Origin of the sequence: Cytobacillus sp. IB215665 (assembly GCF_033963835.1) — a bacterium.
In the GTDB taxonomy this organism is placed as follows: Bacteria; Bacillota; Bacilli; order Bacillales; family SM2101; genus Nanhaiella.
The window spans coordinates 1-26,907 of sequence record NZ_JAXBME010000032.1 but is presented as its reverse complement, the minus strand read 5'-3'; the positions used below and the strand labels follow the sequence as shown (position 1 = coordinate 26,907).

Annotated in this window: 28 protein-coding genes and 1 pseudogene; 3 read left to right on the top strand and 26 right to left on the bottom strand. The window is 31.7% G+C overall.

Annotated features, from left to right (window positions below; genetic code table 11):
- Window positions 1-978: 978 nt before the first annotated feature.
- The 18 genes and pseudogenes from SLH52_RS22825 to SLH52_RS22740 all read right to left on the bottom strand — a co-directional run bounded on the left by SLH52_RS22825 (window position 979) and on the right by SLH52_RS22740 (window position 17,645).
- Window positions 979-1,479: a hypothetical protein gene (locus SLH52_RS22825; RefSeq protein WP_320211503.1), complete on the bottom strand. Its 501-nt coding sequence runs from the start codon at window positions 1,477-1,479 to the stop codon at window positions 979-981.
- Window positions 1,480-2,290: 811 nt separating this feature from the next.
- A complete protein-coding gene (locus SLH52_RS22820) occupies window positions 2,291-3,064 on the bottom strand; it encodes a DUF1129 family protein (RefSeq protein WP_320211502.1) in 774 nt (257 codons plus the stop codon).
- Between the two features lie 4 nt (window positions 3,065-3,068).
- Window positions 3,069-3,404 (bottom strand): PadR family transcriptional regulator, encoded by a 336-nt coding sequence (locus tag SLH52_RS22815; protein WP_320211501.1) that lies wholly within the window; start codon window positions 3,402-3,404, stop codon window positions 3,069-3,071.
- 214 nt (window positions 3,405-3,618) lie between these two features.
- Window positions 3,619-3,795: pseudogene (locus tag SLH52_RS22810) on the bottom strand (HAD hydrolase family protein); the annotation flags it as partial.
- Window positions 3,796-4,164: 369 nt separating this feature from the next.
- Window positions 4,165-5,502, bottom strand: coding sequence for a hypothetical protein (locus SLH52_RS22805; RefSeq protein ID WP_320211500.1), 1,338 nt, complete (start codon window positions 5,500-5,502; stop codon window positions 4,165-4,167).
- 122 nt (window positions 5,503-5,624) lie between these two features.
- A complete protein-coding gene (locus tag SLH52_RS22800) occupies window positions 5,625-6,872 on the bottom strand; it encodes a MerR family transcriptional regulator (protein WP_320211499.1) in 1,248 nt (415 codons plus the stop codon).
- A 177-nt stretch (window positions 6,873-7,049) separates the two neighbouring features.
- The gene (locus tag SLH52_RS22795) at window positions 7,050-7,619 is read right to left on the bottom strand and encodes a histidine phosphatase family protein (RefSeq protein WP_320211498.1); all 570 of its coding nucleotides are present in this window, start codon (window positions 7,617-7,619) and stop codon (window positions 7,050-7,052) included.
- 152 nt (window positions 7,620-7,771) lie between these two features.
- The gene (locus SLH52_RS22790) at window positions 7,772-8,647 is read right to left on the bottom strand and encodes a phosphotransferase (protein WP_320211497.1); all 876 of its coding nucleotides are present in this window, start codon (window positions 8,645-8,647) and stop codon (window positions 7,772-7,774) included.
- A 304-nt stretch (window positions 8,648-8,951) separates the two neighbouring features.
- Entirely contained in the window at window positions 8,952-9,413 is a 462-nt protein-coding gene (locus SLH52_RS22785) for a hypothetical protein (RefSeq protein ID WP_320211496.1), read from the bottom strand.
- A gap of 58 nt (window positions 9,414-9,471) precedes the next feature.
- Window positions 9,472-10,056 carry a TetR/AcrR family transcriptional regulator gene (locus SLH52_RS22780; RefSeq protein WP_320211495.1) on the bottom strand — a complete coding sequence of 195 codons (585 nt, stop codon included), beginning with the start codon at window positions 10,054-10,056 and terminating at the stop codon, window positions 9,472-9,474.
- A 359-nt stretch (window positions 10,057-10,415) separates the two neighbouring features.
- The gene (locus SLH52_RS22775; RefSeq protein ID WP_320211494.1) at window positions 10,416-10,862 is read right to left on the bottom strand and encodes a GNAT family N-acetyltransferase; all 447 of its coding nucleotides are present in this window, start codon (window positions 10,860-10,862) and stop codon (window positions 10,416-10,418) included.
- A gap of 177 nt (window positions 10,863-11,039) precedes the next feature.
- Window positions 11,040-11,408 (bottom strand): GNAT family N-acetyltransferase, encoded by a 369-nt coding sequence (locus SLH52_RS22770; RefSeq protein ID WP_320211493.1) that lies wholly within the window; start codon window positions 11,406-11,408, stop codon window positions 11,040-11,042.
- A 132-nt stretch (window positions 11,409-11,540) separates the two neighbouring features.
- Complete coding sequence (locus SLH52_RS22765) at window positions 11,541-12,008, bottom strand: GNAT family N-acetyltransferase (RefSeq protein ID WP_320211492.1); 468 nt, start codon at window positions 12,006-12,008, stop codon at window positions 11,541-11,543.
- A 380-nt stretch (window positions 12,009-12,388) separates the two neighbouring features.
- Window positions 12,389-13,108, bottom strand: a complete 720-nt coding sequence (locus tag SLH52_RS22760) for an alpha/beta hydrolase (protein ID WP_320211491.1) — start codon at window positions 13,106-13,108, stop codon at window positions 12,389-12,391.
- Window positions 13,109-13,324: 216 nt separating this feature from the next.
- Window positions 13,325-14,104 carry a class I SAM-dependent methyltransferase gene (locus SLH52_RS22755; protein WP_320211490.1) on the bottom strand — a complete coding sequence of 260 codons (780 nt, stop codon included), beginning with the start codon at window positions 14,102-14,104 and terminating at the stop codon, window positions 13,325-13,327.
- A 1,072-nt stretch (window positions 14,105-15,176) separates the two neighbouring features.
- Window positions 15,177-16,082 carry an NAD(P)/FAD-dependent oxidoreductase gene (locus tag SLH52_RS22750; RefSeq protein WP_320211489.1) on the bottom strand — a complete coding sequence of 302 codons (906 nt, stop codon included), beginning with the start codon at window positions 16,080-16,082 and terminating at the stop codon, window positions 15,177-15,179.
- 67 nt (window positions 16,083-16,149) lie between these two features.
- Window positions 16,150-16,980: a class I SAM-dependent methyltransferase gene (locus SLH52_RS22745; RefSeq protein ID WP_320211488.1), complete on the bottom strand. Its 831-nt coding sequence runs from the start codon at window positions 16,978-16,980 to the stop codon at window positions 16,150-16,152.
- A 284-nt stretch (window positions 16,981-17,264) separates the two neighbouring features.
- Window positions 17,265-17,645, bottom strand: a complete 381-nt coding sequence (locus SLH52_RS22740) for an RrF2 family transcriptional regulator (protein WP_214483682.1) — start codon at window positions 17,643-17,645, stop codon at window positions 17,265-17,267.
- Between the two features lie 292 nt (window positions 17,646-17,937).
- Between SLH52_RS22740 and SLH52_RS22735 the strand changes: the two genes are divergently transcribed.
- Window positions 17,938-18,387 carry an S-Ena type endospore appendage gene (locus SLH52_RS22735; RefSeq protein ID WP_320211487.1) on the top strand — a complete coding sequence of 150 codons (450 nt, stop codon included), beginning with the start codon at window positions 17,938-17,940 and terminating at the stop codon, window positions 18,385-18,387.
- A 372-nt stretch (window positions 18,388-18,759) separates the two neighbouring features.
- Here SLH52_RS22735 and SLH52_RS22730 read toward each other — a convergent pair whose 3' ends face one another.
- The 4 genes from SLH52_RS22730 to SLH52_RS22715 all read right to left on the bottom strand — a co-directional run bounded on the left by SLH52_RS22730 (window position 18,760) and on the right by SLH52_RS22715 (window position 20,670).
- Window positions 18,760-19,122 (bottom strand): hypothetical protein, encoded by a 363-nt coding sequence (locus SLH52_RS22730; protein WP_320211486.1) that lies wholly within the window; start codon window positions 19,120-19,122, stop codon window positions 18,760-18,762.
- A gap of 217 nt (window positions 19,123-19,339) precedes the next feature.
- Window positions 19,340-19,672 (bottom strand): HIT domain-containing protein, encoded by a 333-nt coding sequence (locus tag SLH52_RS22725; RefSeq protein WP_320211485.1) that lies wholly within the window; start codon window positions 19,670-19,672, stop codon window positions 19,340-19,342.
- 211 nt (window positions 19,673-19,883) lie between these two features.
- Window positions 19,884-20,432, bottom strand: a complete 549-nt coding sequence (locus tag SLH52_RS22720) for a GNAT family protein (RefSeq protein ID WP_320211484.1) — start codon at window positions 20,430-20,432, stop codon at window positions 19,884-19,886.
- Between the two features lie 82 nt (window positions 20,433-20,514).
- On the bottom strand, window positions 20,515-20,670 hold the full coding sequence (locus tag SLH52_RS22715) for a hypothetical protein (RefSeq protein WP_320211483.1): 156 nt from the start codon (window positions 20,668-20,670) through the stop codon (window positions 20,515-20,517).
- 643 nt (window positions 20,671-21,313) lie between these two features.
- Here SLH52_RS22715 and SLH52_RS22710 point away from each other — a divergent pair.
- Window positions 21,314-22,351 carry an MBL fold metallo-hydrolase gene (locus SLH52_RS22710; RefSeq protein ID WP_320211482.1) on the top strand — a complete coding sequence of 346 codons (1,038 nt, stop codon included), beginning with the start codon at window positions 21,314-21,316 and terminating at the stop codon, window positions 22,349-22,351.
- Window positions 22,352-22,874: 523 nt separating this feature from the next.
- Here the strand turns inward: SLH52_RS22710 and SLH52_RS22705 are convergent.
- The 4 genes from SLH52_RS22705 to SLH52_RS22690 form a co-directional block, all read right to left on the bottom strand.
- A complete protein-coding gene (locus SLH52_RS22705) occupies window positions 22,875-23,432 on the bottom strand; it encodes an isochorismatase family protein (protein WP_320211481.1) in 558 nt (185 codons plus the stop codon).
- A 433-nt stretch (window positions 23,433-23,865) separates the two neighbouring features.
- Window positions 23,866-24,315: a hypothetical protein gene (locus SLH52_RS22700; protein WP_320211480.1), complete on the bottom strand. Its 450-nt coding sequence runs from the start codon at window positions 24,313-24,315 to the stop codon at window positions 23,866-23,868.
- 275 nt (window positions 24,316-24,590) lie between these two features.
- Window positions 24,591-25,223 (bottom strand): LysE family translocator, encoded by a 633-nt coding sequence (locus SLH52_RS22695; protein ID WP_320211479.1) that lies wholly within the window; start codon window positions 25,221-25,223, stop codon window positions 24,591-24,593.
- Between the two features lie 178 nt (window positions 25,224-25,401).
- Window positions 25,402-25,584, bottom strand: coding sequence for a hypothetical protein (locus SLH52_RS22690; protein ID WP_320211478.1), 183 nt, complete (start codon window positions 25,582-25,584; stop codon window positions 25,402-25,404).
- Window positions 25,585-26,051: 467 nt separating this feature from the next.
- Here SLH52_RS22690 and SLH52_RS22685 point away from each other — a divergent pair, with 467 nt between their 5' ends.
- Window positions 26,052-26,696 carry a hypothetical protein gene (locus SLH52_RS22685; protein ID WP_320211477.1) on the top strand — a complete coding sequence of 215 codons (645 nt, stop codon included), beginning with the start codon at window positions 26,052-26,054 and terminating at the stop codon, window positions 26,694-26,696.
- Window positions 26,697-26,907: the final 211 nt, after the last annotated feature.

The window sequence follows — 26,907 nt, the reverse complement described above, 5'->3', positions numbered from 1 at the left end:
AACTACAGGAGGAGCTACCATTGACATAATAAAAAAATACATTGAAGAACAAGGTGAATGAAGGCCTTAGCGACTAACCCCCACTAAATCAAATAGATTTTGAAGGGAATGCGTCGCAATTTTTTTGTTCAAATTCGATCAGTTCTGTTAAAAGGTCTTTACTTTCAGATGTTGTAAATTCAGTTAACTTAACGGGCTGCTTATTACTATTTAAATCATCGGACTTAGCATCTCTGATGGTGTATTTGTATTATCCAATACGTTACAACCTGTCATTATTATTACTATAGAAATTATTAATACAGAAGATAATACATTTTTCATAAGAAATCACCTAACTTTTTTAAGTAAGTAATTTAGTATTATAACTAGTAATTACGTTGGTTCAAACTATTGTTTCAGTGCACTGTATGTTTATTAATGGCTCTTTTCATAAGCTTTATTGCCTTTTCCACATACATTTTAAAACTGATGTGTATGATATGATTCATGAACTCTAAGTGTGTACTTATTTGTTTCTTAATACAACTATCTTATTCATCGTCCCTTTGTGGCTTTCTTCCTTTCCAGCCATTTGATTCGAGGGTATGATCAAGGTCTTTAAAGAATTTCCCCCATTCAATAGAAACTGTATCACGTTCTTTCATAGTTTATCTGATTTTGCTCCACCCTCTTCATTTTTCTTATTCTCCATATTCAACTCTCCTTCACATAACGAAATGATGTTTTAAACGTATTCATTTTTTAGTAGAAGAAACATTGGAAAACTAGCCTGAGATAAGCCCTTATATTCCAAATAACTACCAATTATATCTGTTACATTAGAAGACGTAGGTTTTTCTTATACAGTTTCACTCATTTAAAGAAAATATATCCATTTTGTTATTAATAGAAGCAGTATTCTATGGATATTTGTGACTTCACCTTTTTTAGTAAGAATAACAACAATCAATGAGAAAACTGGGTTATTTTTAAATACTATCTATCAAGAACCATTTCTATATCCTTATTTAATTGCACCAAGATATTTGTAATTCTATCTATGTTTTCCTCAGTGTTAAATTCTTCAGGTGAAATACCTTCTTCATAAAATATTTCCCTAAAAGAGTCACTGTGTTTTTTCATAATAGTAGCGATGCTATGAATATCATTATTAGATATTGACCTTGAACTTATGTCAATAAGTAAATTCTCAATTTGCCAAATATGTTCATAATATAGTAAATCTATACCCTCTAATTGTTGAAGATACGCCAGGTCGCCTCCATCCTGGTTTATTTTTCTGATGTCTTTGTTAAGTGCATTAGTAAACAAAGCTTGTTCTGTATCATTAAAACCTTCATTATATAGCTCTAATGTTTCACCAATATCATACAATTGCTTTGCACCAATATTCTTTATGGAAGTTCTAAAAATTCTCTCTTCAATACGTTCAATATTCCGTTGATGTGAGATATTCATTTCATATAATTGATACAACAAATAGAAACTTAAAAAAATTAGGATAGCAATACAACCCCACAAAATTTTTAGATTTTTAATCCTTTCCTCCCCCTTATTGCTACTATACGTACATAATCTAATTCAAGAAATGACCTCTTTGATTAAAAAATATTTGAGTTTCTGTTAGCCAAAGCAGACTAAGATTAAGAATCTATTATTGACTGTTAATTTTCATTTCATATATTCAAATGTTTTTTTGACTTTATTTAATTCATCATCTTCATACTTTAAATTTTTTAACAAATCTCTAAAGTAACTTTCAAATTCTTTATTGCTCATGTTAGATAAAATACTAAAAGCTAATATTTTTTAAATAATCTCTCCCCTAATATGGTTTAGTTAATCGTTTTTTTAAAAGGCTCTTTTCGTAAACCTTGTTGCTTGAAGTTTAGTTGACACTAATATGTATCAAATTACCAAATTAATTATACAGAAAGCATTTAATTGAAGTAAATACAAAATTTAGAGAAATCTCAGATATATTAATTAGTATACTAATAGCTTTCTCAACATTCTTCATCTAAAAATGGCTCTTGTTGTAGACTTTGTTGTACTTATATTAATAGTAGGCATCAAGGTGAGGTTTTAGCCGAATCAAACTTTTTAAAAGTAGAAAAGATGCCACGAATGATAAATTAGACGTATTTGTACGAAATTGAACCTATATAAATAAGCATTAATAAAGACATGTCTCTTCTAGAAACATGTCTTTTTATGTAAGATTTTATTAACATAAATATTCAGCTCCACTCAATGAAAGCTCCCATTATCAACTCTGAATATAGTTTTATTTAGCATCTGTCATTCTTTTTCTCTTTAGTTTCTTAAATTCCAAGAACAAATAGATTCCTATTATGAAATATGTTATAACCATCCCAATAATCAACCGTACATCTTCGCTATATGTAGTGAGCGATAATATAACTGTCGGTAGATGAAGTGCTATCAAAATAACAAACATAACAGGAGTCTTTGCCCAAATTGAAAATAAAACTAAAAAAGTCAGAACAATTAAGCCAATAACTAGACTACCTAACCAATCAAAGTTGATAGTTGGGGTTTTATAAAATGTATCGACTACCATTAAGCCTACAAAGAATGTTAAGGTAATAATAATTGGAAGTAACAAAATAAGAAATTCTGTTAACTTTGAAACTTGATTGCTAGCAGTATAGCGAAAAGTTATAAAAACTCCTCCAGCGAACATCAAACTAAACAAAATTGTTCCTACGATTTGCAATAGACTATAACTTAATGTACCTTGAAATAAATCTCCTAAGATAGAAAATGACAATGTACTAATAACAAAGAGGGGAACATATTTCGCCCACAACTTATAATCGGTTTTCATCTCATTTGAAATATTTTTCATATATTCTTTGGGTGAAGCCCCCACTATTTGATCAATTGACTTACCATGCTTTTCAGCTTCAATAAGATGAACCTCAAGCTCTTCAGCAATTTCATTAATTTCACTATCATTTTTTCCACTTGAAAATAAGTACAACCTTAAATCATCAATAAATTCCTTACTTTTATCAGATAGTTGATGTCGTTTCATTGTCTCAACCTTTCCTTTTTGTTTCTTGTTTAATAACTGCATTAACACTTTTCTCAAGTTGACTCCATCTACTTAAAAAATCATCCAAAGCATTAATTCCTTTTTCTGTAAGTGAATAGTACTTTCTTTTTGGGCCTGCTGTTGAACTTTTACGTACAGAGGTTACGAGGCCTTCACGCTGCATTCTCATTAACAAAGGATAGATTGTTCCTTCACTTACTGCACCAAACCCATACTCACTTAACCGTTCAGCCATCTCATATCCATAGCACTCTTTGCCATGTATAATTGCCAATAGACAACCATCTAAGATTCCTTTCAGCATTTGTGTTTGTGACATTATCGTTCCACCATTCTTATTATCTTGTTTTACAAGGTATATATTTAGTATATGCATACTTAACTTGTAATGCAAGGTATTAATGAGAAAAATATCCATTTACAAAAAGTAACCATTAGCAAATGACAAAGGCGCATATCTATCTTTCAGATTTGCGCCATATGGTGGTTTAATTTATCGTTCCCTACAAAAGCCTCTTATTAGTAATATAAATTTAAATTATGCTATATTTCTTGAGTGCATAGCTAATACCATCATCACTGGATTTTTTCGTAATAAAATCTGCAGTATTCTTTAACTTTTCACTACCATTTCCCATTGCTATACCAAGTCCTACTAACTCCAGCATATCAATATCATTCTCTCCATCACCAAAGGCGATAGCCTCTGATTACTTATTACTGAGAAAAAAGGCAAAGAAGAATTTCGATTGCCTTTTTTCCATTGTAGTTTAATTTAGGGATTGCTAACTGAAGGAGGTACATTGATATTTTCAAGCCAATTCGCTAATATTGCAAAACCTTCCGCTTTTAGTACATAAAACAACCGTTTCCCATCCCTAGCTAAGTATATAAGATTATTTTCTTTAAGCTCTTTTAAGTGATAGGACAACTTAGTATTTGAGACATTAAAGCCTTCTTTGATTCATCACCTATACTCCAACATCACCAATTTCGAGCTCCCTTACGTGATTGGGTAAATGATTAGTCAATAATTATATTCTGCTTTAAATTTATGACGGCTAACCGTGATAGTTATATTACGAATCGTTAAAAGTTTTATGCAACTTTGCTTCTTTATATGAAGTGTCATCGTTGGTTAAAACTGTATCTTTTGTTCCTTTAAGATAAGTATCAAAAAATGCTAATGTATATGCATTTATTATTCTATGAGCTTTTTTAGGTTTAATTTTTCCTGTAAATCCAACCATAGAAAATACCGGACTCCATAGAGGTACGTCAGAAAAATCGAAATGTTCAGCACTATTGACTTCAAGTACAATCCCTTCTCCACGAGGAATATCTTTCATTCTTTTTCCATGATCAGTTACTATATTATCTGCTTTTTTCTTATCTAATCCCATAGCTATTAGATTTTTTCTCATGTTCAAGTAGTTTCTCCCTATTGCCCTCATGTACATAAATGGTTCTTCCACGCCAATTTCATGTGCATTTCCCAAGGGGTATCCATCCATATTTATACCAGCTTTAAATCGATCATCTAATGCAAGTGTATTAGCAACTGAAGCACCTCCTGATGAATGACCAAAATAACCTACATGATCCAAATCAAACTTCCCTTTCAAAATTTTGTGATCATGATTAATTATTTCAATTTGATCTAGTATAAAAGATGCATCTTTTGATAGTGTATATACACTATCCTCTATTGCTTCCCAAGAGCTAGAATACTGGCTTTCTATTGGACCAGAATTTAATATAATTCCTGAACTAATATATGAATGTTCAATACCAACAACTATATAACCATGACTTACAAGCTCTTCTATTTGAAAAGAGTTCAATGATGTTGAAGAACCATGTGCATGAGAAAATAGAAGTACTGGATATTTATTTTTTTTATTTGAAACTCTAGCTCCCTTGATTGAATTTGTTTCTATTTTATCGACACTATTCAATAAAAATCTTGGAATATTTAAGAACTTTGAAATTTCTTCAATAAAGTAAGAGCTGTTTGGATGGTATGGTGCCTGATTGTTTTTTGTAATTTTCATATCTGTTGGATACCACATTTGAATAATTAATTCTCTATAGTCACCAGATTTTTTCGTAAAAACTTCTTCTCTAGATTGATCAACGTAGTGTTCAATAATTTTACCGACACTATACTCACCTGTAGGTTTTGGTAATTTTATTTTTGGAAATAAATAACTTAGTATACTAACTACAAAAAATAATGATATATATATTGAAAAGGTCCACCATTTAAAACCCCCATTTAAATAATTTACACCCACCAAAATAACTGACATGACAACTAATACATATTTAATAAGTTTATTCTTAAAGTGGTAAATCACTACACCAATAATACTAATTAACAATAAGATAATAATTAATAATTCAAAGAGATCCATTTCTAATCCTCCATTTTCTTAATTGTTGATCATGATCATTAACTATTATAAAAGGTGGTGAGAACCCCACATCAATATAAGAAATTCATTTATTTATGTTAAAATACAAAAAAAAGATCGGGTTAACCCAATCTTTTACCTATGTACAGATAGTTATATGTTTTTTCTCCTTTTAAAATGTTTAACTCATACCTTCCAGGATGGCTTTCAATGTAAGTAAAAGTCGTTTCTTCTTTCCGTTCAAAATTCAGACTTTCTATTTTTTCTTTAATCACTTCCAACTGAAAGTTCTTTCGGAAGTCTCTGTTAATGTTATTGTTTATATGGAAATTTTCGTAACATACATAGCTTCCCATTAAATGACTGTGTTCTTTTAAATACCCCTGCACCTTTTGAAGTAAAAATTCCTCGTGGTTAAGACTATAAGTTGATGTACCAGTATCAATTAAAAAATCGATCGAATGTTGTTTAATTGGTATATTTAAAAAGTCAGAGCATATAAATAGTATATTCTTTTGAGTTTCATAGGATTCAAGGATGCTCTTTAGAACCTGCATCTTTTTATAATTTGGCTCTAATGCTATATATAAACAATCCTGTGGTAGTGATTCATATATATACCTTAAGGAAGTTCCTATTCCAGTTCCCAGATGTAAAATATTTTTATATTGAAGCTGTTCGAAGTCGACCCTACTATAAGACCAATCTAGAGATTTATATACGTTATCTATAAACTGTTCATCTGTTTCCTTTATGTAATCATACATAAAATCACTAAATTCATTAATTACTTTTTTTTGATCTCGAAGTTTATAAGAATCTTTGATTGTAGTGGAAGTAAATAAAATACCATCCTTTATTAGGTATTGTTCATTACAGTTACATTGTAGTACACCGTTTAAGATTTGATTGTTCTGTATATCTCCGTCAATTATATTTATTTCTTGTTGGCATTCATTACATTCCAATAACGATGCTGCAGATAACTTCATACCCATTTGCTTTATTACCTGGTTCTTTGTAGTATCAAAATGGTCAATTTCAGCTTGTAAATTACTTTTTATTTTTTCATATTCAATTATTTTATTATCAATCTCTACAAATTTTTCTTCAAATAACCTTTTATAATATTGATTATATTGAAGTGATGAAAGTTTACCGATCCTTCTATATTGATATATAGTTTTAATTTCACTTAATTTGAATCCTAAATTTTTTAAGTAAATTATATCTTTTAAGTCCTCTTGACATCTCTCCCCAAATTGATATTGACCAGTAGTTTTTTCAGGTGCAATCAATCCCATATCCATATAATGTCTTACCGTATCAATGCTTATGTTATTTTCATTCGCAAATTGTCCTATTTTCACATCAATTTACTCCTTACCTATATTATTATGTAAACAGTAATCTTATCAAAGTATGTATATTCAAATAGAGAGTTGCTAGTCAACAAGTAATTCTTTCATTCTGTTAAGAAAGGTTGAACACAGACAATATTTAAGCTAGGGTTTGTACATACCAACCTACTCCATCTTAATGGGATTTTATGTACTCCATAATCTTGTTACATCTATTAATGTTTGACGATTAAACTCCATTTTGTATACATCTGGTTTTGAGGTACCCAACAAAAAGTTCAAATCGTATTTACTGTCATAATACTCCATCATCAAAGCCATTACTGCTCCATGAGTACCTAATGCTATTTTTTGCCCTTTGTTCTCTTCCAATAATTTATTCAAGACCTTTATAGCTCGATTTTGACAAATTGAATTAGACTCCCCTCCCGGTAAAGCAAAATCAGGATTAGAGTATGACTTATTCAGTAGAGGTAATAATTCCTCATCAGATATTCTCTTGTTTCCATTGATGAAAATCCTTTCTTTAAGATCTTCAAATACTATTACTTTTTGTCCCGAGCGTTGAGCTAGTTCTTCTATCGTTAAAATTGCCCGTTGATATGGACTTGAAACGAAAACCTCGATCCCTTCTCCATGTAATAATTCAGTTATTCGACAAGAATCTAATTTACCTTTTTCCGTTAACCCTCTTGTTCTTTCATTTCCATCCTTTGGTGACTCCCCGTGTCTTACCATGTAAATATATGTATGCATTTATAGCCCTCCATGTTTCTAATATTAGTATGAAATCTTTATATGTAATCTTGTATACTGAGTGATATATTAATAGCTTTGAAGAGCGGTCAACTCACATGATATTGTTGTGCCTTATTGTTCATATGATAAATATTAATATTATTTTCCCTTCATGATATTTCCATAAATGCGGCACTATATATTTCTTGCATCTTTAAGAAATAATCACAATAAGGGGACATTGTATTTTGCGCAAAAGCTGTTAAAGCTCCCCTAATAAACCAAAGTTGGACAAACTCACTTAATTGTTTTATATTAATGTAATCATATTTCATATATTCGATTGTAAAACTCTTTATATAAGATTTCATATCGTTTGAACAAGAAGTATGTGGAGCTTGGGAAGTTAATAGCGCTGCAATATCAAAGTAATGATTACCTCTTCTTGATTCGCCAAAATCAATAAAAAAGTATTCATTAGTTTTATCATTATATATTGTATTCCAACTACCTAAATCCCCATGGATCCACGAGCTATCATCTTGGTCTATACGGCTCAAATGATTTATCATTGTATCCATGTTAAATGTCACTACTCCTTTTTTCACGTTATACCATTCATCTCGAAGGTTATTCCAAGTTGTAGTTAAGTTAAATCTGTCATTTCTTTTTTCATCCCACTCAAAACCTAGTAGCGCTTTCCTTAACAAAACAAGTTTCTGTGTCCATTGTTGTATAGTTGGTTTCACTGAACTTGGTGAACAATAAGATTGTAGATGGTAGACCTCCCCATGTAGATCAATCCATGCTTTTCCATCAATTGTTTGGAGAATATTTGGGACAATTGCAACATTAGAGCGAGACTGTATATGCGAATGCAACTCGTACTCAAAGCATGCTGCATCAATTGATAAAAGCGATCTTAAAATATACTTTTTGTTCTCTGTTTCTATTAGGAAAGTTTTTGATGTATTACCTGACGTTAATTCCCTTATATGCTGAATACCTTCTAATTGATATTCTTGTTGTAATTTTTCTTTGTCCATCAATAAGTCCTACCTTTTAGTTGCAAATTAAGAATGTGTTGATTTTGCCCTAATATCTATTTTCTGTTAAAAACTTTTTATACTATAGGATTTATCCTCCCATTAATTCCCTAAATATCATTTTATCTATTTATGCTACTTTTTTCTATCTATAAAAGAGACCCCCTTTCCTAAAGAAAGGAGCCATGTTGTGTAAGATGGATCGACCATCCATTAGCTCGTAAGTATTTTTTTGATATTTTTTAAGTTAGTCTGCTTTTACCTTTTCTTTGATAAGGATATTGCAAGTAAGTTAAAGAGATTATTATTCAAATGGTAAAATGATTAAAATTATTGCTGAAACAAAAATTATTTTAGACAACAACTCGACTAGTCGGTGCTCATGATTTTGCTCTAAACTATTGACAGCAGCCTCCCCAACTTCAATGAGCCTTTTCTTCAATGAATTGTCAACAATGAGTTTCCACAGGAACAACAATTGAATTATGGATACTAATATTAAATGCCAATAAGAATATTGAATTCCAATTCCAAATCTAATTAAATCTAAAAACATTATTATCGTAGTAGCTACAAATGCAACCTTGTTATATCTATTCCAAGCCATAATAGAAATTGCCTCAATCGAGTTAACAATCTCTAGTCTATCTTTGTGTGATAACTGTTGTAACAACAATGGACGTACAGATGCCGCCATAATAATCCCTCCACCAACAATGACAGCAAGTAATATTCGTTCAATAGATATAAGAATTATCTCTAACATAAAATCCCTCCCTTTCCACGAATGCAAGTACATACTTGCTTTAATGGTAAAAATTCAGCTAGAGTGTTAACCCTCTAGCGAAAACATCAATAGTATTCTTTAAAAATTCTTCTTCAGTTAAATAGGTAACCTGGGTGCCATGATTGGATTGAGACATAAAAAAGCCAAAATTCATCCAAATTAATGCCATTGCTTGAGCTTCAACATTTGTATCAATCATCATCCCCTTTTCTCTCATTGTATTAAAATATTCAATTAAATTCTCCTTCAACTGCCGTGGTATGTTTGCGATTTGTTGTTCCAGTTCAGGAAATAAATCTCCTTCTTTTAAGCTAATTATTATCAAATCACGGTTTTGGTTTAGCAGTTGTTGGTACAATTTAGAAAACATCAATAAGTCCTTTGCTAAATTCCACTCTACCTTTTCTTTTATCGCTCTTGAAAGGGTAGGAACATATGATACCTTATCAAAAGCAGCTTTAACAATTCCCTTCTTATTTTTAAAATGACGAAATAAAGTTACTTCATTTACACCAGATTCTTGGGCAATTGCACGGGTAGTTGCTCCTTTAAATCCTTTCTGTCTAATTAGTTTTAAAGTCGCTTGTAAAATTCTTTCACGGGTATCTATATGTGCTTTCATCAGTTTCTCCTCTTTTTATATTATGCAAGTAATCACTTGCATAATAACCATTATTACTTTTTATGTCAAGTTACATAAAAATAACTTTATTTGGGATAATTTTTCTTTTACGTCTTCAACCTTCATGAATTGAATAGCAATAAATTACAATTTTTTTCAATAAATTCATACAGCAATATCGCTTAAGAAAAAAATGGCAAATTTCTTCGCCATTTTGCTAAATATCTAGCATATTACTTTTAAAGATACTAAAAACATTTATACTACCTCATTTTTTATCTTTTTGCTTTTACAATGAATAAAGAGTGCTATTTCATAAACGTACGATTTTGTGGAACAAAGTTCTTTCTTGTTTTAGCTTATAAATCTTGAGATAATCGAATCATATCTCTGCACTGTATACCGTTCTCAAAAATTTCTTCTTCATAATGTTTAATAAAAAAGTCCAAATCAACACCATTAATTCTAAAACCACATTTTTGGTATAGAGCCAATTGACCAATACTTGAATTTCCAGTTCCAATTTCAATCCTTTTATAACATTTTGCTTTTGCTACCTGTATTGCATCCATTACCAAATGCTTCCCTATACCTGTACCATGTAGCTTTTCTACAACTGCAACATTCACCAACTCAACTGTCTCAGGTCTTGTTGGAAGTAGTACATAAACTCCAATAACTTGCTGTTCCCTTTCGGCTACATAACATTCGCCCCTATTTACATAAAAAAAGCGCACGAACTGTATAAATTTCTTGGTTATGAAATAACAGGCTATAGGTTTGTAAAGCATTTGTAACGCTGACATCTCTCAATCTCTCACATTTCTGTTTAAAGATATTTGTATTAAGGTATTCTGAGCGAATCAACAGAACAGCGTAGATTAAAACAATTTCATATGAATTAAGGGTGATTAATCATGATTATTCGGAAACTAAGCATAGATGAACAACCTCCGATAGAATTGTTGTTACTGGCTGACCCTTCAAGAGATTACTCTCTTCTCACTTTTCCCACTTAAAAGATAGATAAAATTACAGCCTCTTCTTATTGACCAGTCTTCTACAAATTTAACCAAAGATTTTGCAATACCTTGACCGCGATATTGCCTCTTCGTAACGAGCGAGGTTATTTGAATCTTTGCTTCGTTACTTGTGTATGTTGTATGTACTGTTATTCCAATCATCCCAACTAGAGATTTTTCCTTTTCTGCAACAAAAGTGTAGTAATTTGGATTGGATTCGATACGTTCCATTCTTACTTTCATATCATCAATTGATGCAGGGTAGCCTAAATCAGCCATTAAACTTGTGAGTTGTGCTAAATCACTAGAGTCGTATTCTCTTATTTCCATTAGAAAAACCTCCCCAAATCCCTGTACTGTATGATTATTGTAAAAAACTCTAAGTTCATTCTGTACTCCTCTTATATTAACCGCATGGCAGCTACTATGTTCAGCAATTGTCCACGTTTATGGAAGAAGACTTTATAAGTTTTTCTCTAAACAGAGATGAGGCCTATCCTCAATAATTACTTCTTTATATTTTTTGAAGCCTAATTTACTCCAAAAATCTGTCCCTCTACTATTTTCTTTATGAACTGCCAAACGTAACTTTTCCTTTTGCCCCTGTCTAATAAGGTTTTCTATATGCTCATATGCTACAAGCGAATTACCTGCACCTTGATACTGTTTATGGATGACAAACAAGCTTATCCAAGGTGTATTATCTGATGAGTTATTAAGACAGTAATCTACTAAGCCTATGTAACTTTTATTCTTTTTGATTAAAAGCCGTGTGGTATTCAACTTTTTAGACTCTTCATACTCTGACTGTATATCTTCAATATTAATTGTGTTTTTATTTTTAGACATAAGGTTATAATCAGAATTTGAATTCATAATCTCAAGTTCAATCTGCCATTTACTTATGTCATTCGTTTCAAATGTTATCATTTCAACCACCATTTCTATTATTTAAGCAATCCTGCCATTTACCTTAATACCAATTATTTCAAATATTCAACGTCTAGACAATCCCTTTTACAATATATATATCCCGTGAATGAAAAAGCGCTTTTCCTAAACTAGGAGATAAACATATCGTTTTACAGAAGAAAAGATGTCACGAAATCTAGTTATATACGTGTTTATGGTTGGTACGAAAAACAATAACCTATGCAAAAATAACAAAAGGGCGCTCATCTTTATTTCAGATTTACGCCAGGTTGTTCAAATTGAGATTTTGTAACTGGTCATTAATTAGTGCTTTACAAATTTCCAACAATTTTTTTCATAATAACCGACTTAAAACTAGAGAGTAATTTCTATTATTATTACAACTCTACAGAATTTTTTATAAACGTATGTAATATTTGAGAATATAAATCAGGTTGCTCTCTATGTACTAAGTGACCCGCAAAAGGGATAACAGCAATATTTATACTAGCGTTTAATTGCTTGTAAGTGATAGCAGCAGAAACCTCTAGCTCTTGTTTTTCACCAACTATACATAGAGTTGGGATTTTGATATTAGCTACATCACCTGTTTCATCAAATGGATAAAATTTATCACCATTGAAAGATTGAAGTAATGACTTCCAATCATTTTCCCCATGAATTTCGTTCAAGAATGCTACTGCTTCTTCGTTATTAAACAATTGTTCATAGCCTTCAGCTTCTTCTCTTGAAAGTTCCGCCCAATTATCAGGTTCAACAGGGAATATCCCTGAATAGCTGAGAGACCTTACTTTATTAGGGAATTCTTTAGCAAAAAGCAAAGCTGCAACTCCACCTATTGATACTCCCGCAATATGACATTGTTTAATATTTAGAGATTCTAAAGTATCATTTAAATCTTTTACACAACGACTAAAATAATTATCAATTTCTCCAACAGACTTTCCGTGCCCCCTTAAATCAGGTCTAATTACTTGAAAGTTCCTAGCAGTAAAGTAATCACTTTGTTCCTGATACTCGGTCAATCCCGTCATACCACCAGAGTGGATAAGGACTAATGTTTCTCCTTCACCAATAATATTTGTATGTAAAATCATAGTTTCCCCCCTTTTTCTTTGTTCATATAAACATCCTTTAGCCTAATAACTCTTATTTGTAATCTACATGTTAAATTCACTAACAAAACCTTGCTTTTAAAGAAACTTAATTATTTTACACTTACTAATCAATTCATTTAGATTCCGGTGAACGCAATACAATAGACGCTTTTCTGCTCTATGATCGGAAGATAGGGTTATCTTGTTGTCTATCCATTATACTTTTATCTTTAACGCCCTCGTAGCAATAAAAGTTTTAATATACTTATCTAAAATTCTAGTTCCACCAAAATCGTCTTCATAAAAACCTGCAATGACAAAGCCAGCATCTATTTGACCTTGCATTTGGTCTTCCAAAGAATGAGCATATTCTATCGTTTGATGTGAATTGAGATAATCTTGAACCTCATCCTCAGGTAAATAATCTAGAGTAGATGAAGGTATAGAATGTTTTACATCTAAGATTCCTTTTCTTTCTTGAGTGTCATCAAAAATCCATAATAGAGGATTAGTGAATCCTGTGATCAAGATTCCTCTATCCTTCAATACTCGAGATGCTTCACTCCATACTGGATGTACATCTTTTACGAATAAATTTGAAACAGGGTTGATAATCATATCAAAAGATTCATCTTCAAAATTGCTAAGATCAACCATATCTCCTTGTATTGCTTTCAACGTTAAACCTTCACGTTTAGCAACTTTTTCATCTTGTTCTAACTGTTTCTTAGATATATCAGTTACTGTTACATCTGCTCCTGCTGCAGCAAGAATAGGAGCCTGTTGCCCCCCACCAGAAGCAAGGCAAAGTATTTTTAGACCCTTTAACGAATAAGGAAACCAATTTCTCGGGACAGGTTTTTCGGTTGTCACTGTGATCTCCCATTCATCATTTCTACTTCTTTCTATCATTTCACTGCTTACAGATTTAGTGTACCTAGAACCTTCTTCTACTTTCTTATCCCAAGCAGTGCTGTTTTGTTGTGTTGTATTCATTTTGTCATTCCTCCTGCCAAAAATATATAAAAATTCATCTATTTAACAATAACATAATATTTTGTTATTCAATTTTACTATCAAAAAATTCTCCCACATAACGAAAAAAGCACATTTCTGATTTATCACAGAACTGCGGCATTTAATTTCACAGAAGATACAATTGCTAAATAAGGGCTGTTATAGTACGAAAAAGATCAATAAAAGCAAAAATTAATGAAAATTACCTAGTACACAAATACACGCTCATAACACATAAATGGCATACTATAATTTATAAGATCCTTCTGCCAACCTCCCTGATCACCCTCCTTTCATGAACGGAACAGGGAGGTACATATATATGGCTAAGTTGTATTTTTTAGCCCTTTCCCCTCGTACAACTTTTAGTAGCTTATCTGCATCTTCAATATTAGCTGTTATCAAGGTTCATTTGGTATAAGTTTTAAAAGTCAATCAAAATATTGACTCAAAAAACAGCCCTACTAAGTATGTGGGGCTGCTTTTTATAATCAAATATTTACGTAATATTTCATTAAAAGCTCTTGCTTTCTTTCTTCAATTTCTTTAAATATATCTACATTAGATGAATTTTTTCGCTTGCGTTTCAATATACCTTTTAACAATGTTATCACCCTTTAGTTTTGATACTTTAAGTATAGGCTGATACCCATTTTCTGAAACCGAGCAAAAGATTTGTTTTTCTCTCATACTTATGACTGAAATGAACCTCCTTCATTTGCTCTATCAAACACAAATTTTCACCCCCATAAAGGTTAGGTAGTACGTCATCTAAACCGAACCAACAGCTTTTATCCATTACTATTCTGAGTTTAATTAGCTCAATCATAATGAAAAGCAAAAACAACCATAAGGCTGTTTCGCGAACTAAATAATAAACATGTATATAACTAAATTTGGTACCATCTTTTCTTCTATAAAACGATGAATGCTGCGTGAAACGACATTGTTATCTAGTTTAAAAACTATAGCAACAAAGTATACGAAAAGAGCCTATAATAACTAGAAAGGAGAGCACTCTTTTCACTTCGACTGTAAATTTCTAAAATACTCAAAAACGTTCCATAGTAAAATCAGTATTTACAGCAATAGCAGCTTTATTTCCTTCTGCTGCCGAAATCAATAGTGATGACGGGACCAATTTTTCGGTTTCCCCAGCTATATAGATGTTTTTTTGAGTTGTCCTTCCCATTCCATCTGTTACAACAACTCCATTTTCGTCTATTTCACAACCTAGCTGTTCAACAAATGTAATGGGGCGATAAAACCTTGGTACAACAAATCCTCCTGATCTTGCTATCGTTTCTCCTGATTCAAATTCTATTTCATGTAAATGCCCATCAGCACCTATTAATTTTTTAACTGGCTCCATCTTTATTGGTATATGGCGCTTTTGCAGTTCTAAGGCTCCACCTTCACTTATTTCAACGCCATTTGTTATGAGCACTAAATCCTTAGACCAGTTGTAAACTAATTTAGTCATATGAAGCATATATTCTTCATCTTCTGCAATAATAACGAGTGGCTTTTCTCTCATCTCCCAGCCATCACAATATGGGCAACTAAAAATGCTTTTACCATAATAATCTCTAACAGATGGTATAGGAAATACTTCTTGAACACCAGTGGCTAAGACGATTTTTTCCGCAATAAATTCTTTATCATCTTCGGTGCTAACAGTAAATCTTTCATTATCTTTACCTTTAGTTATCTCAGTAATCTTTGTATTAAAGTAAGATATTGCAGGATACTTCTCTAATTCTTTTAACCCTATTTCTCTAAATTCATGTGGTTTCGTTCCGTCTCTAGTTATAAACCCATGTGATTCTTGAGTGACTCTATTCCTATTGGTTCCATCATCAAACAAACCAATATTTCTTCTTGCCCTTCCTAAAGTTAAACTAGTACTTAACCCAGCAGCTCCTCCACCGATAACAATACAATCAAAAATATTCATTTGAACCATCCTTATCTGTTTTTATATTTATAACAATTATTAAAGACCTTTTATATCGGTAATTAAGTTAAAGTTGAACAAGTACCTTTCCAAATCTTCCTCCCATTCTTAAAGGGATTTTACCTGTATATGTTTCACGTAAATATTCTTCGGATTTTTTTAGTAGCTTATCTTCTAAGGGGATTCGGTATTCAACAAACCATTCTGTTAATTTAGTTACGACGTTTTCGATATCTATGTCCACAATTTTCAAATGTCTTTCAATTAAAGATTGATAAGAGTAACCTTTTAGAAAAAGTAGTTGTAAAAGATATGCCATATCAGAGGAATCAATTCCTTGCGACTCTACCCCTATAATTGGTAATAGTTCATCCATTAAATGATTTTCTTTTCTACTAGACATCCCACTTATATAACAATATTTCTTCGCAAACCCGAGTGCTTTTTCAACTATATTCCAATTGCTTATAGCCGGACACATAGATGAAAAGACGAGATCAAAGGATTGCTTATTATTGTCTTCCACAAAATCTTCAAATGGCTTTTGAATGATATTTACTTGAACAGAATGTTTTTTTGCATGTTCCGCTAACATAGTATCTAAGTCTGAAGAAGGTTCGATAGCTGTAACCTCTGCTCCTTTTCTTGCAATAGAGATGCTAAACACACCAGATGCTGCTCCTATGTCTAACACAGATATCCCCTCAAAGCTAACACCTTGTTGTTCAATCCATGTTAAAATTCTATTGCTTCGTTGTCTACCTTCATCACTGAACGACATTTCATCATAAGACTTAGCCCATTTTCTGAAGCCTTCTGTATTATAAGAACCCACCTGCACCAATCTTTGCATTATTTTCACATTTGTATTAGGATCATTTTCCCAAGCAGACTCCATGTTTTCTGATTAAATAAGTCGCTTGTCAATTATGATTACTCCTTCCATTTAACTTTAAATTCAATGACATTAAAGACATTTTATATCTGTGATTAGATTATAAAACAACGTTGACTGTTGTTTTATTTAAGCTGCTTTCGTATAGAATGTTGTTTTTGTACAACAAAATAAACACTTATAAAACTAGTTTTCTTAGCACTTTCTTCTAAAACGATGACTGTTGAGTAATACTACATCTTTTCTTCTTTTAGAAACAATAGCAACAAAGTTTATGAAAAGAGCCTTTATTTAATTAAGTCAGAAATTTTACGCTTTCTTAATTCTTCTTCCATTTTTTCTTCTGAACTTAACATGACTTTTTGTATAGGACATTCAGGTCCATGATCGTAACAATCAAATAATGAAGACCTTCCTTCAATTGCATCAATTATATCGAGAAAAGAAATTGATTCCCACCCATGAGACAATGAATATCCTCCATTAGCTCCTGATGCAGAAGTAACCATGCCTTCTTTAACAAGTTTCGTTAATATTTTTGATAAATATGTCGGTGAAACATTTAATTTTTCGGCAAGAACTTGTACTCCAACAGGTTTATTAGCATTTATTGTGGCTAAGTATAACATCGTATGCAAAGCGTGACTTGTTGCTTTTGAAAATTTCATTTTACAACCTCACTTTAACAATAATTACAGACTTAAAAGGTCTTTAATAACGATTATAGTTTATACTTATTTTGATGTCAATTTAGGACACTCTATTTTATTTTGCTAACTACCCCACTTGCAAATCACACTTCATCCACAACAAATCTAGTAGGTTTTTGTCTACAGTCTAAGCGGTATATACTTCTTCAATCACTCACCATCTATGGTTTTTATGCTCATTTCTCACACAACCCTCTATATTAAGGCATATAATGTTTCATAAAATCAAGTATAGAATAGAGTTGACATAATGAGCACATATAAGACTACACCATGTTGTGGAAAAAGTGTCACCAAAGAGACAAGTGCTGCATGCTGTAATTGTCCCGTTTCAGCTGGAGAATTCTTTGGTAATTTTAATTTATCTTGCGGGCAGCAGGAGACGGTTTTCTTTATAAATGAAGGGATTGCACCAACTTTGAATGGCAGTATCGAAGTAGCTGGTGAATCTGATTGTGGAGTCAATGTAGTTGTTACCTCAAATGGAAACGACATCCCTTTTAGTATTGGGAGACCATGTAACCCAGATCCTATAGGGAGAGGGAATAGTAAGAGTTTCGTATTTAAGAATGTAACTCAAATAGAAATTATATGTAATGGTAATGGGGTTGATAGCTGTTGTGTAGGTAATTATTTCTTTACATTAGTAGATAGCTGTGTAACTGCCACTCCCATAGGTGTTAGAAGAATCCTAACCTGATTATGCAAAATATTAACAGTTTCATTTTTTTACATATGAAAAAATGGAACTTTCTTACTCACTAATTATAAGTTTCTTAAATATGATTTATTTGACCTATCACATAAATACAAGCTTAAAACTATAATGATATACCTAATATAAAGTACATCATAAAATTATCACACTCTCTCCCTGTTTCCTCTCTTCACGAAGAAACAGAGAGAGTTTACATATTTATAGGCTGTTTTCGCATTGATTGTTGCTTTTCATACTAAGAACTAAATACGTATAAACCAAGTATTCGTAGCATCTTTTCATATTTAAAATGAGGTCAATTGCAAATTTTACGAAAAGAGCCTATTTATAAGGTTATTAATAATAACGTTCTGGTCAGTAACAATCACATGGTATTTCTACAAAATCATTGTTATATATAGGTGTACCTACCGTACAGTTATCTTTGTCACGAAAATACAGGTTTGCAAATACACACATACATTTACATTTATTCTCCGTTTCGATCACGAGTTCAGCGTGTCGAGTCATATCAAAATCAAATGTTCTACGAGTTCCTGGAGGAATCATTATTATCTCTTCATTAATTATTATTGGATTATTTAATTCTTCCCAATCAAATGCTGTAGCTTTAATTGTACATTCTTCTTCACCACGATTTAGAATTTCTGTATGTCCATTATCAGCACCGACTTCTCGGTACAAGACACCAGTAGTTCGTACTTTTCCTTTGACCATTTATACACCTCCTTCAATCTTTATAGTTCATAATATTCATTAATGAGAGAATAGCTTGGACTTGTATATAGAAATAAAAAAACTATGCTTATATATATTTCAAGGCATAGTTTTTTATTTGAATTTTGATAGATATCATTTCTATTATGTTTTCAATGCATCAATATGTTATTTGTGTTTACTATACCTTAGCCCCATTTACCCATTTTAGCGTACTCTATTTTATAGGATCTCCAGATATTATGTGCCAATGAAGATGCTTAGAATCTTGGTAATCTCCTAGGTTAGTCATTACTCTGCAAGCACCATGTTCCTCAGTAACTTTCGAAGCAACCTGTTTTATTACATCGAACAGTTCAAGTAATAATTCATTATCATTTTCTTCTAATGTAATTAAAGAAGAGATGTGCCTTTTTGGTATGGCTACTATATGTATAGGATAAAAAGGTCTTGTATGATAATAAGCTAGAACATTATTAGTTTCCAATACTTTATTTACGAGAGTTTTGCCACTTAATACCTCATCGCAATAAAAATCTTCAGTCATCATATACCTCCTAGAATTTTCTCTAATTACAATATTACACCAACTCGTTATTTGTTAAAGGGGCCAATTGTTTTTTCTTATTCAACGCTTCCTTTTGATTGATTAAAGCTCAAAAAAATAGACTGATCAACAGTCCATCATTGTTCAATTCTTTTGAGTCGTTTTGTAGATTAATTAGCTTTCCTATCTCTGTTGATCCAATCAGAATTTCCCGTTATTCGTTTACTAATGCCCAGCGCATATGGTCTTCCCAAACACCATTTACTTTTATCATTTTTCGAGATAAACCTTCATATTCAAAGCCTAATTTCTTTACTACTTGAATAGATCCTTTATTTCTTGGGATAATAGGTGCTTCAATACGGTGTAAGCCAAAGTCTTGGAACATTACTTTAATGGCCTTTTCTAAAGCTTCAGTAATAAACCCTTTATTTAACTCATCCTTATCTAACTTGTAGCCAAGAATACAAGACTGCAGTATCCCTTGAACAATTAGACTAAAAGAAATACAGCCTATAATCCTAGTATGGTCTTGACCTGCTTTTTTAAATATCCATAACTTAAAAGAAGTTCCCTCACTATAAGATTCGAGGTCTTTTGTTATATTATTTTCTTGAATCTCTAGAGTATAAAAATCCGAAGGTCTTTGTGCCTCCCACTCTGCTAAGAAGTCCTTATTCCTTTGATAATATGCAAGTACTTCCTCGACGAAGGTTTTATCTATTTGTCTTAGAACTAAACGTTCAGTTTCATATATTTTCATTTTTTCAACCTTTTAGTATGTATTAGTTTAGTTATTCACTTATTTCAATATATTGAAGATAACAGCCTGTTAATGTATCCTTTTACATAATTAAATTCTTTGTGAATAAAAACAAATAAATTATTGCTGTAATAACAACAATTCCTAAACTTACTACTATGAACCCATAAAAAAATCCACTGACTGACGCAAACACATCTAAAAACATGTTCTTAATAAAGTCGAGAACCTTCTTCATATATTTACCTCTCTACTAGTAATAGGTTTGTATAATTATAACTTCACTCTTTAAAACATCTACCTTATTCGAAACTCTGCCCTTTAACTTAAGACCAATTATTTCAAATGTTTAATACTTCGGCAATCTTTTTTTACCAAATATTTCACTTAAATAAAAAAATCCATGTCTTATTTCGGATTAACACCATTTTATTGAAGAGCGAATACCTTTTATCATTTGAATTCGCATTGATTTTGTTTTTCGTATTAAGAAATAAAATATGTACACAACTAGAGTTCTAGAAGCTAGTTCAATTATTAATTTAACAATTTGTGTAGTAACTCCTAAAGAAGCTTTCATGAATAAAATCTTGATTTTTTACTGAATCAGCCTGCATGCCCCAAAATATTTTATCGGTTTAACCCATTCAAGAGAAATTCTTCTTACTGATACACATATCACTACATATAAGCCCCTATACTTAAATATTGACAAAATGTTTATCATCATCTATTATATGAATTATACTAGTTTCGAGATAAATAATATTAGAATATATAAATTTATAATATATAAAATTAGGATAAATAATCTTTTTATTGTATAACTGGCCAGTTATCAATATAAATTTAAATTCAACTACAGAAAGGTGCTGTAAATTATGAAAAAAAATTATTTAGTTACTTTACTCTCACTTTTGTTAATGTTTGGTATAATCGGAAGCTCTTTTGCAGCTGGGCTTAATGACAACAATGAAAAACTAATTCAAGATGAAAGTTCCGAAAATGAAGATAGTGAGTTATATCCAGCCCCACTTCCTGATAATGCAAAAGGAGCTATGATCCCTATGGATAAAGGGTATCTAGTTGAGGAAATAGGAGATGGAATTTATGCTGTAATGGATGGTATTTTCACTACGATGTTTATGACTACCGGAAAAGGAGTTATAGCAGTGGATGCCCCAACTACACTGGGAGATAAGTATTTAGAAGCGATCAAAGAAGTAACGGATGAACCGATAAAATATGTCATTTATAGTCATGCACACCAAGATCATATTGGCGCTGCGTCAATGTTCCCTGATGATGTAAAGATTATTGCGCATGAAGAAACAGCAAACATATTAGAAGAAAGACAAGACCCTAACCGCCCTATCCCTACACAAACTTTTAAAGGCGATAAAAAAGTGTTATCAATTGGAGACAAGAAGCTTCAGTTAGATTACATAGGAGATAATCATCAAGAAGGAAATATATTTATTTCTGTACCAGACCAAAAAGTTTTAATGGCTGTAGATATCGTTTTCCCAGGCTGGGTACCGTTTCGTTATTTAGCTCTTTCTGATAATATTCCTGGGTGGATAGATGCGCATTACAAAATATTAGAATATGACTTTGACACATTAGTTTCTGGTCACGTTACTCGCTTAGGCACACGTGAGGATGTAGAAACTCAAATAGAATACATCGAAGATATAATTGAAACTACTAAACTTGCTATGCAAGAGGTAAGTCAATTTGAAATTGGTCAAAGAGTAGGTTTTGAGAACCCTTGGTATGTCATGGATGTTTATTATAATGAAGTAATTAAAGTAGCTAATGACGATCTTCTTCCTAGATGGATTGATCGACTAGGTGGAGCTGATATATATACATCGCAACACATTTCCAAAGTACTTGATATGTTACGACTTGAATAAATAGTATTTTCACATGTTCATACCTTTTAAACGTCTCCTCTTAAGCGTTTAAAAGGTATGAACTTCACCTGCAATATAAGTGAGATTCACCTATATGAACAAATTGATACGTGTAGTGTTCCTTAATGAATACTCATATTATTGAATAGCGGTAGTTGTTAAATTTCGTTCCTCCAATACAATTATTAACCTCGTCTAAATTCATTTACGAGGTTAATATAATTACTTACATATAAGATGTTTTACAGCATTAAAAATATAATAGTAAAGTTGTTAAAACTCGTATATCTAATTCAAGTACCATACTTGTGGAATAACATTTACTTCAAAAACTGATCAACTCAATAATCAATTAGTATTTAAATAACAAAAAGAACCCATTTTGATACTAATTGATCAAAAAGGCTCTTTTTATGTGGATGTATACGTTATTTTATTCAAAATGGTACAAACTTTGATTCAAATGAGCATTTGTTATAAGTTTATATCATTTTTATTACATATGTGTGTAGCAATTTTTTATTTATCTGTATGAATCATGCGTTGGTTGAAATAAGTCTTCTTCAGCATTTCTAACCATTGAAAAGTGTTCAACATTGTAATGGCCATGCAGAGTTTTATTATGGTGATTTATAATATGTTCTGCTCTTAAAACATCACTATCCGTTGTTGAATGTCCGTCACCGACTAATGTGACATCCAAACCACTAATAGTTGCTGTTCTTACAGCACTATCTATACAGTACTGTGTTGCACAGCCCATAATAACAACATGCTCAATTTCTTGAGACCTTAAATGATTTAAAAGTCCTGTCCTATGAAATGCATTCGTAGCAGCTTTATCGAAAATCTTTGCATTCGCAGGTACATTAATATCATCGTGAATTTGAAATCCTTTTCCTTTACCTTCAGCAACATCCTGATCCCTTACAAAGATTACTGGAACACCGGACATTATTGCTTTTTCAATGACTAAATTGATATTGCTAATAAGTTGTTTTTTATTAAAAACCGCACTTTCTTCTTGATTCCCATCAATTAGTTCTTGTTGAGCATCAATAATTAATAATATTTGTTTCAAGTGATTTTCCCCTTTCAAATTTGGGGAAACGCTATATTAGTTAATTAGACGTATTCCCCATAGTATTTTTTACGTCGATATATTTTTTGTTAGTCATAATATCTACCTCCTTAACAAAATATTGCCTAATTAGTATTCGTAATATTTAGACAACTAAATATTAACACACTTTCTTTTAGAGCGATACTTTAAAACAAGTTCATAAATTCATTTTTTAATACGTATTAGATTTTTTCAGAAAACCGCTTGTATACACCACCAATAAGATTTAATGTACGTGAGTAAAAGTTTACGAAATAATATTCACTACTGTCTCTTAATAAATTCCAACTCTTCATACTCTATACACCATAATTTCTAGTTAGTTGAATTACTACACTGAAACACATAGCTTATGTAGAGTCAGTATAAAGTGGTTTAATCCGCAAATCTTTTATATGTTTTCATGAAAAATAGTATCATTTGGCATAATTGTACGGAGTTTATGCACTTCTTCTTCGTTTGATCTATGAACAAAAAATTCCGTTCCCCAATGTCCTAAGTTAAAGCACTTAGTTTCATCTTTATAAAAAAAGAGAGAAAACCATTTCACTCTTCCCATGTTATCCAAGTAATTGGATAACAGATAGTTTACCATATGGGGATGTAATTCAGTTTGTAAAATGGTGATCTCGTCTAGTACGTGTTTTATATATGTACCTTTATTTGATACCAATTCCTTTATAGTTTTCTTTTCCACATTCCAACAATGTATTTCAACCGTATTACTTTGTGCTGAAAAGTATCTAACTAGAGGTATCCAGTAATCATAAGAAATAGGGATTGCTACATCTGAGTTTTTCTCCATATATACGGGTACAGCAAAGTACAATTTCGAGTGCATCATGTCTTCCTCCTTTTTTAGTCCTATAAATTAAATAATTTAATGTAGTTTGATATTAGTTAGCACACTATCACATTGTTTGTCTACATTTTTATGAAACCAGGCAGTAATACGTAAATGAATACATAAACAATAAGAACAATATTACATTACCCTCGCTTCTCTTACAGTTGAAAGCTTAATAGTAATTAGTAATTGTTGGTATTTTGACAAGTTCGAAAATAGCACTTTTCTGATATATTACAGAAAAGTACTTATTGTCTAATAACAACTATTTATTTATCTACTCGTTCAAAAGCTAGGTGTCCTGCTAAACCAGTCAATACACTCCCCATGAACCAACGTTGAATCTTTTGCCATGTAGGACGTGTTGAAAACCATATAGATATTTTACTAGCTGTTAGAACAATGAGCAGATTAACGATAAAACTAATTATAAGTTGCGTAAGACCTAGAGTAGCACCTTGGAGAAGTAATGAACCTTGTGCTGGATCTTGAAATTGAGGAAGTAAAGATACATACAAAATTGCAATCTTAGGATTTAGTAAATTAGTCATGAACCCCATTAGAAACAATTTTCTCGGGGACTCAATGGAAAGAGTTTGCGGGGTTAAAATTGAAGTCTTTGAATTAAATGAATTCCAAGCAAGCCAAAGTAGGTAAGCAACACCAGCCCATTTCACTAATTCATAAATAAAGGGAACTGCATTAAATAATGAAGCAAGTCCGAGTAATGTCGCAAATAAGTAAATCACAAATCCAAGCATAACACCTAAAAGAGAGATGATTCCTGCAATTCGTCCTTGAGTAATAGAACGAGAAATAAGATAAATCATGTTAGGTCCCGGAGAACATACAATACCAAGTGAAACCAATGCAAAAGCTAACAAACTCCCAATGCTAACCATAACATTTCTCCTTTCAATATATTAATAGTTGGAAATATCTTCTTAAGTAAATTATGACATCATTCGAGTCAAAGAAAATAATAGTCATAAAGAAAGCTTTCTCTAATAGACTTTACTCCTTCTGCTCTTTCTGCTTTCTACTGCGGTTGTAATATTTTGAAACAACTATTAGCTTCGTTTATATATCTTCTTTTTTATTTGAGTAAGTTGGAATAAGTATACCTCCCATAATAAACATCACTATTGCAACCCCAATAAAAATATAACGGAATACATCTTCTTGAAAATATACAGCCTTTATGCCAATTATGATCCATCCTAAAAGTATGAGGATTTTTCCGATAAGTCCCTTTGACATCATTACCATCCTCCTAATATTTTCCTCAGGATATATTATCAAATTATTACATTTCTGTAAATCTAATTTTTCGATAGTCAGCTCTATCCTTTTTCACAAACAAAAAAGGACTGTATTCCGCTCCATGAAAATGAAGCCTATCTCAAATTTGACGTGATTTGCTGAAGATAATTGACTTATTTTTATGTGTTTTCAAGTAGAATGTTACGTTCTGCGATATAATTACCAATTTTCCCGAACGAGAAAGCTAATCCAACATATACTGTAAAAGAGTAGAATTTATTACATCGATCACAATATTATATTTCACCATTTTGACCCACTCTATCGATCCAGGTCATTTTACTAGTTTCTTAAAATATGTCATGGGTCTCAGTTGTAATATTTATTACATCGTTTAATATGTAAAAATATTAGGTGAAATACCTTCATTATTATTTGTACAATTTTAAAAGAAATGAGGTGAAATTATGTCAGATGCTCTACAAGTCTATACTTTTGGAAAAGATAATAAGGGCAACCTTATGCCTCTTCAAGGGGTTCAAGTGGTGACTACGACAGATAACCCTTCGGTTTCGATAAATTCATTAACAACTAATTCCAATGGATTTGGACGAGCTACTGCCAACGGTCTCGGTCAAAGTGTGAATACAGTAACTACTTTTCCCACATTTCATCCCCCTAGTGGAACTAGCTTTGCTACGAATGATATGGAAGGTGTTACGGTTACATTGAACTTCACAACACCTATTATCTCAGTGCCACCGAACCTTGATATAATACTTAATCAAACTAACACTACTAAAATTACAGTTTACTCATTAAGTGCCCCAAATAGAATTAAAACCGTAGATGATTTGTTGGCACAAAGAAAGCCTTTAGAAGGTGCAGATGTACGTCTCGTAAGAAACCAAATACAAAAGGATCAACAATTTAGTAATAGTGATGGCGTAGCGCAACTAGACATGCAGTCTTCAACGACCATGGTTGGTTTCAATATTGAAATAGGTGCTAGTGGGTATTTTAAAATCAACCTGACTCCATTTACAGTTGGTGAAAATCTAGGGGTTACGTTTGATGCTTATCTAACAAAAGATATTGTACCTCAACCTTAGAAAAGATTTTCGTAACAACGTACACATTAAGTTTTTGCATATAGTGGTTAAGCTCTTAACTCGATACTGATTACTTTAAACACTAGTATTGATGATTCCTAAGATAATAAATAATGGCCCTTTCAATGAAGAATGAAGCTCTTTTTCTAGAAAGGCGCCATTTCGTATTATAAGGTCATCCAGATTGATATTATCTGGTTGGCCTTCTTTT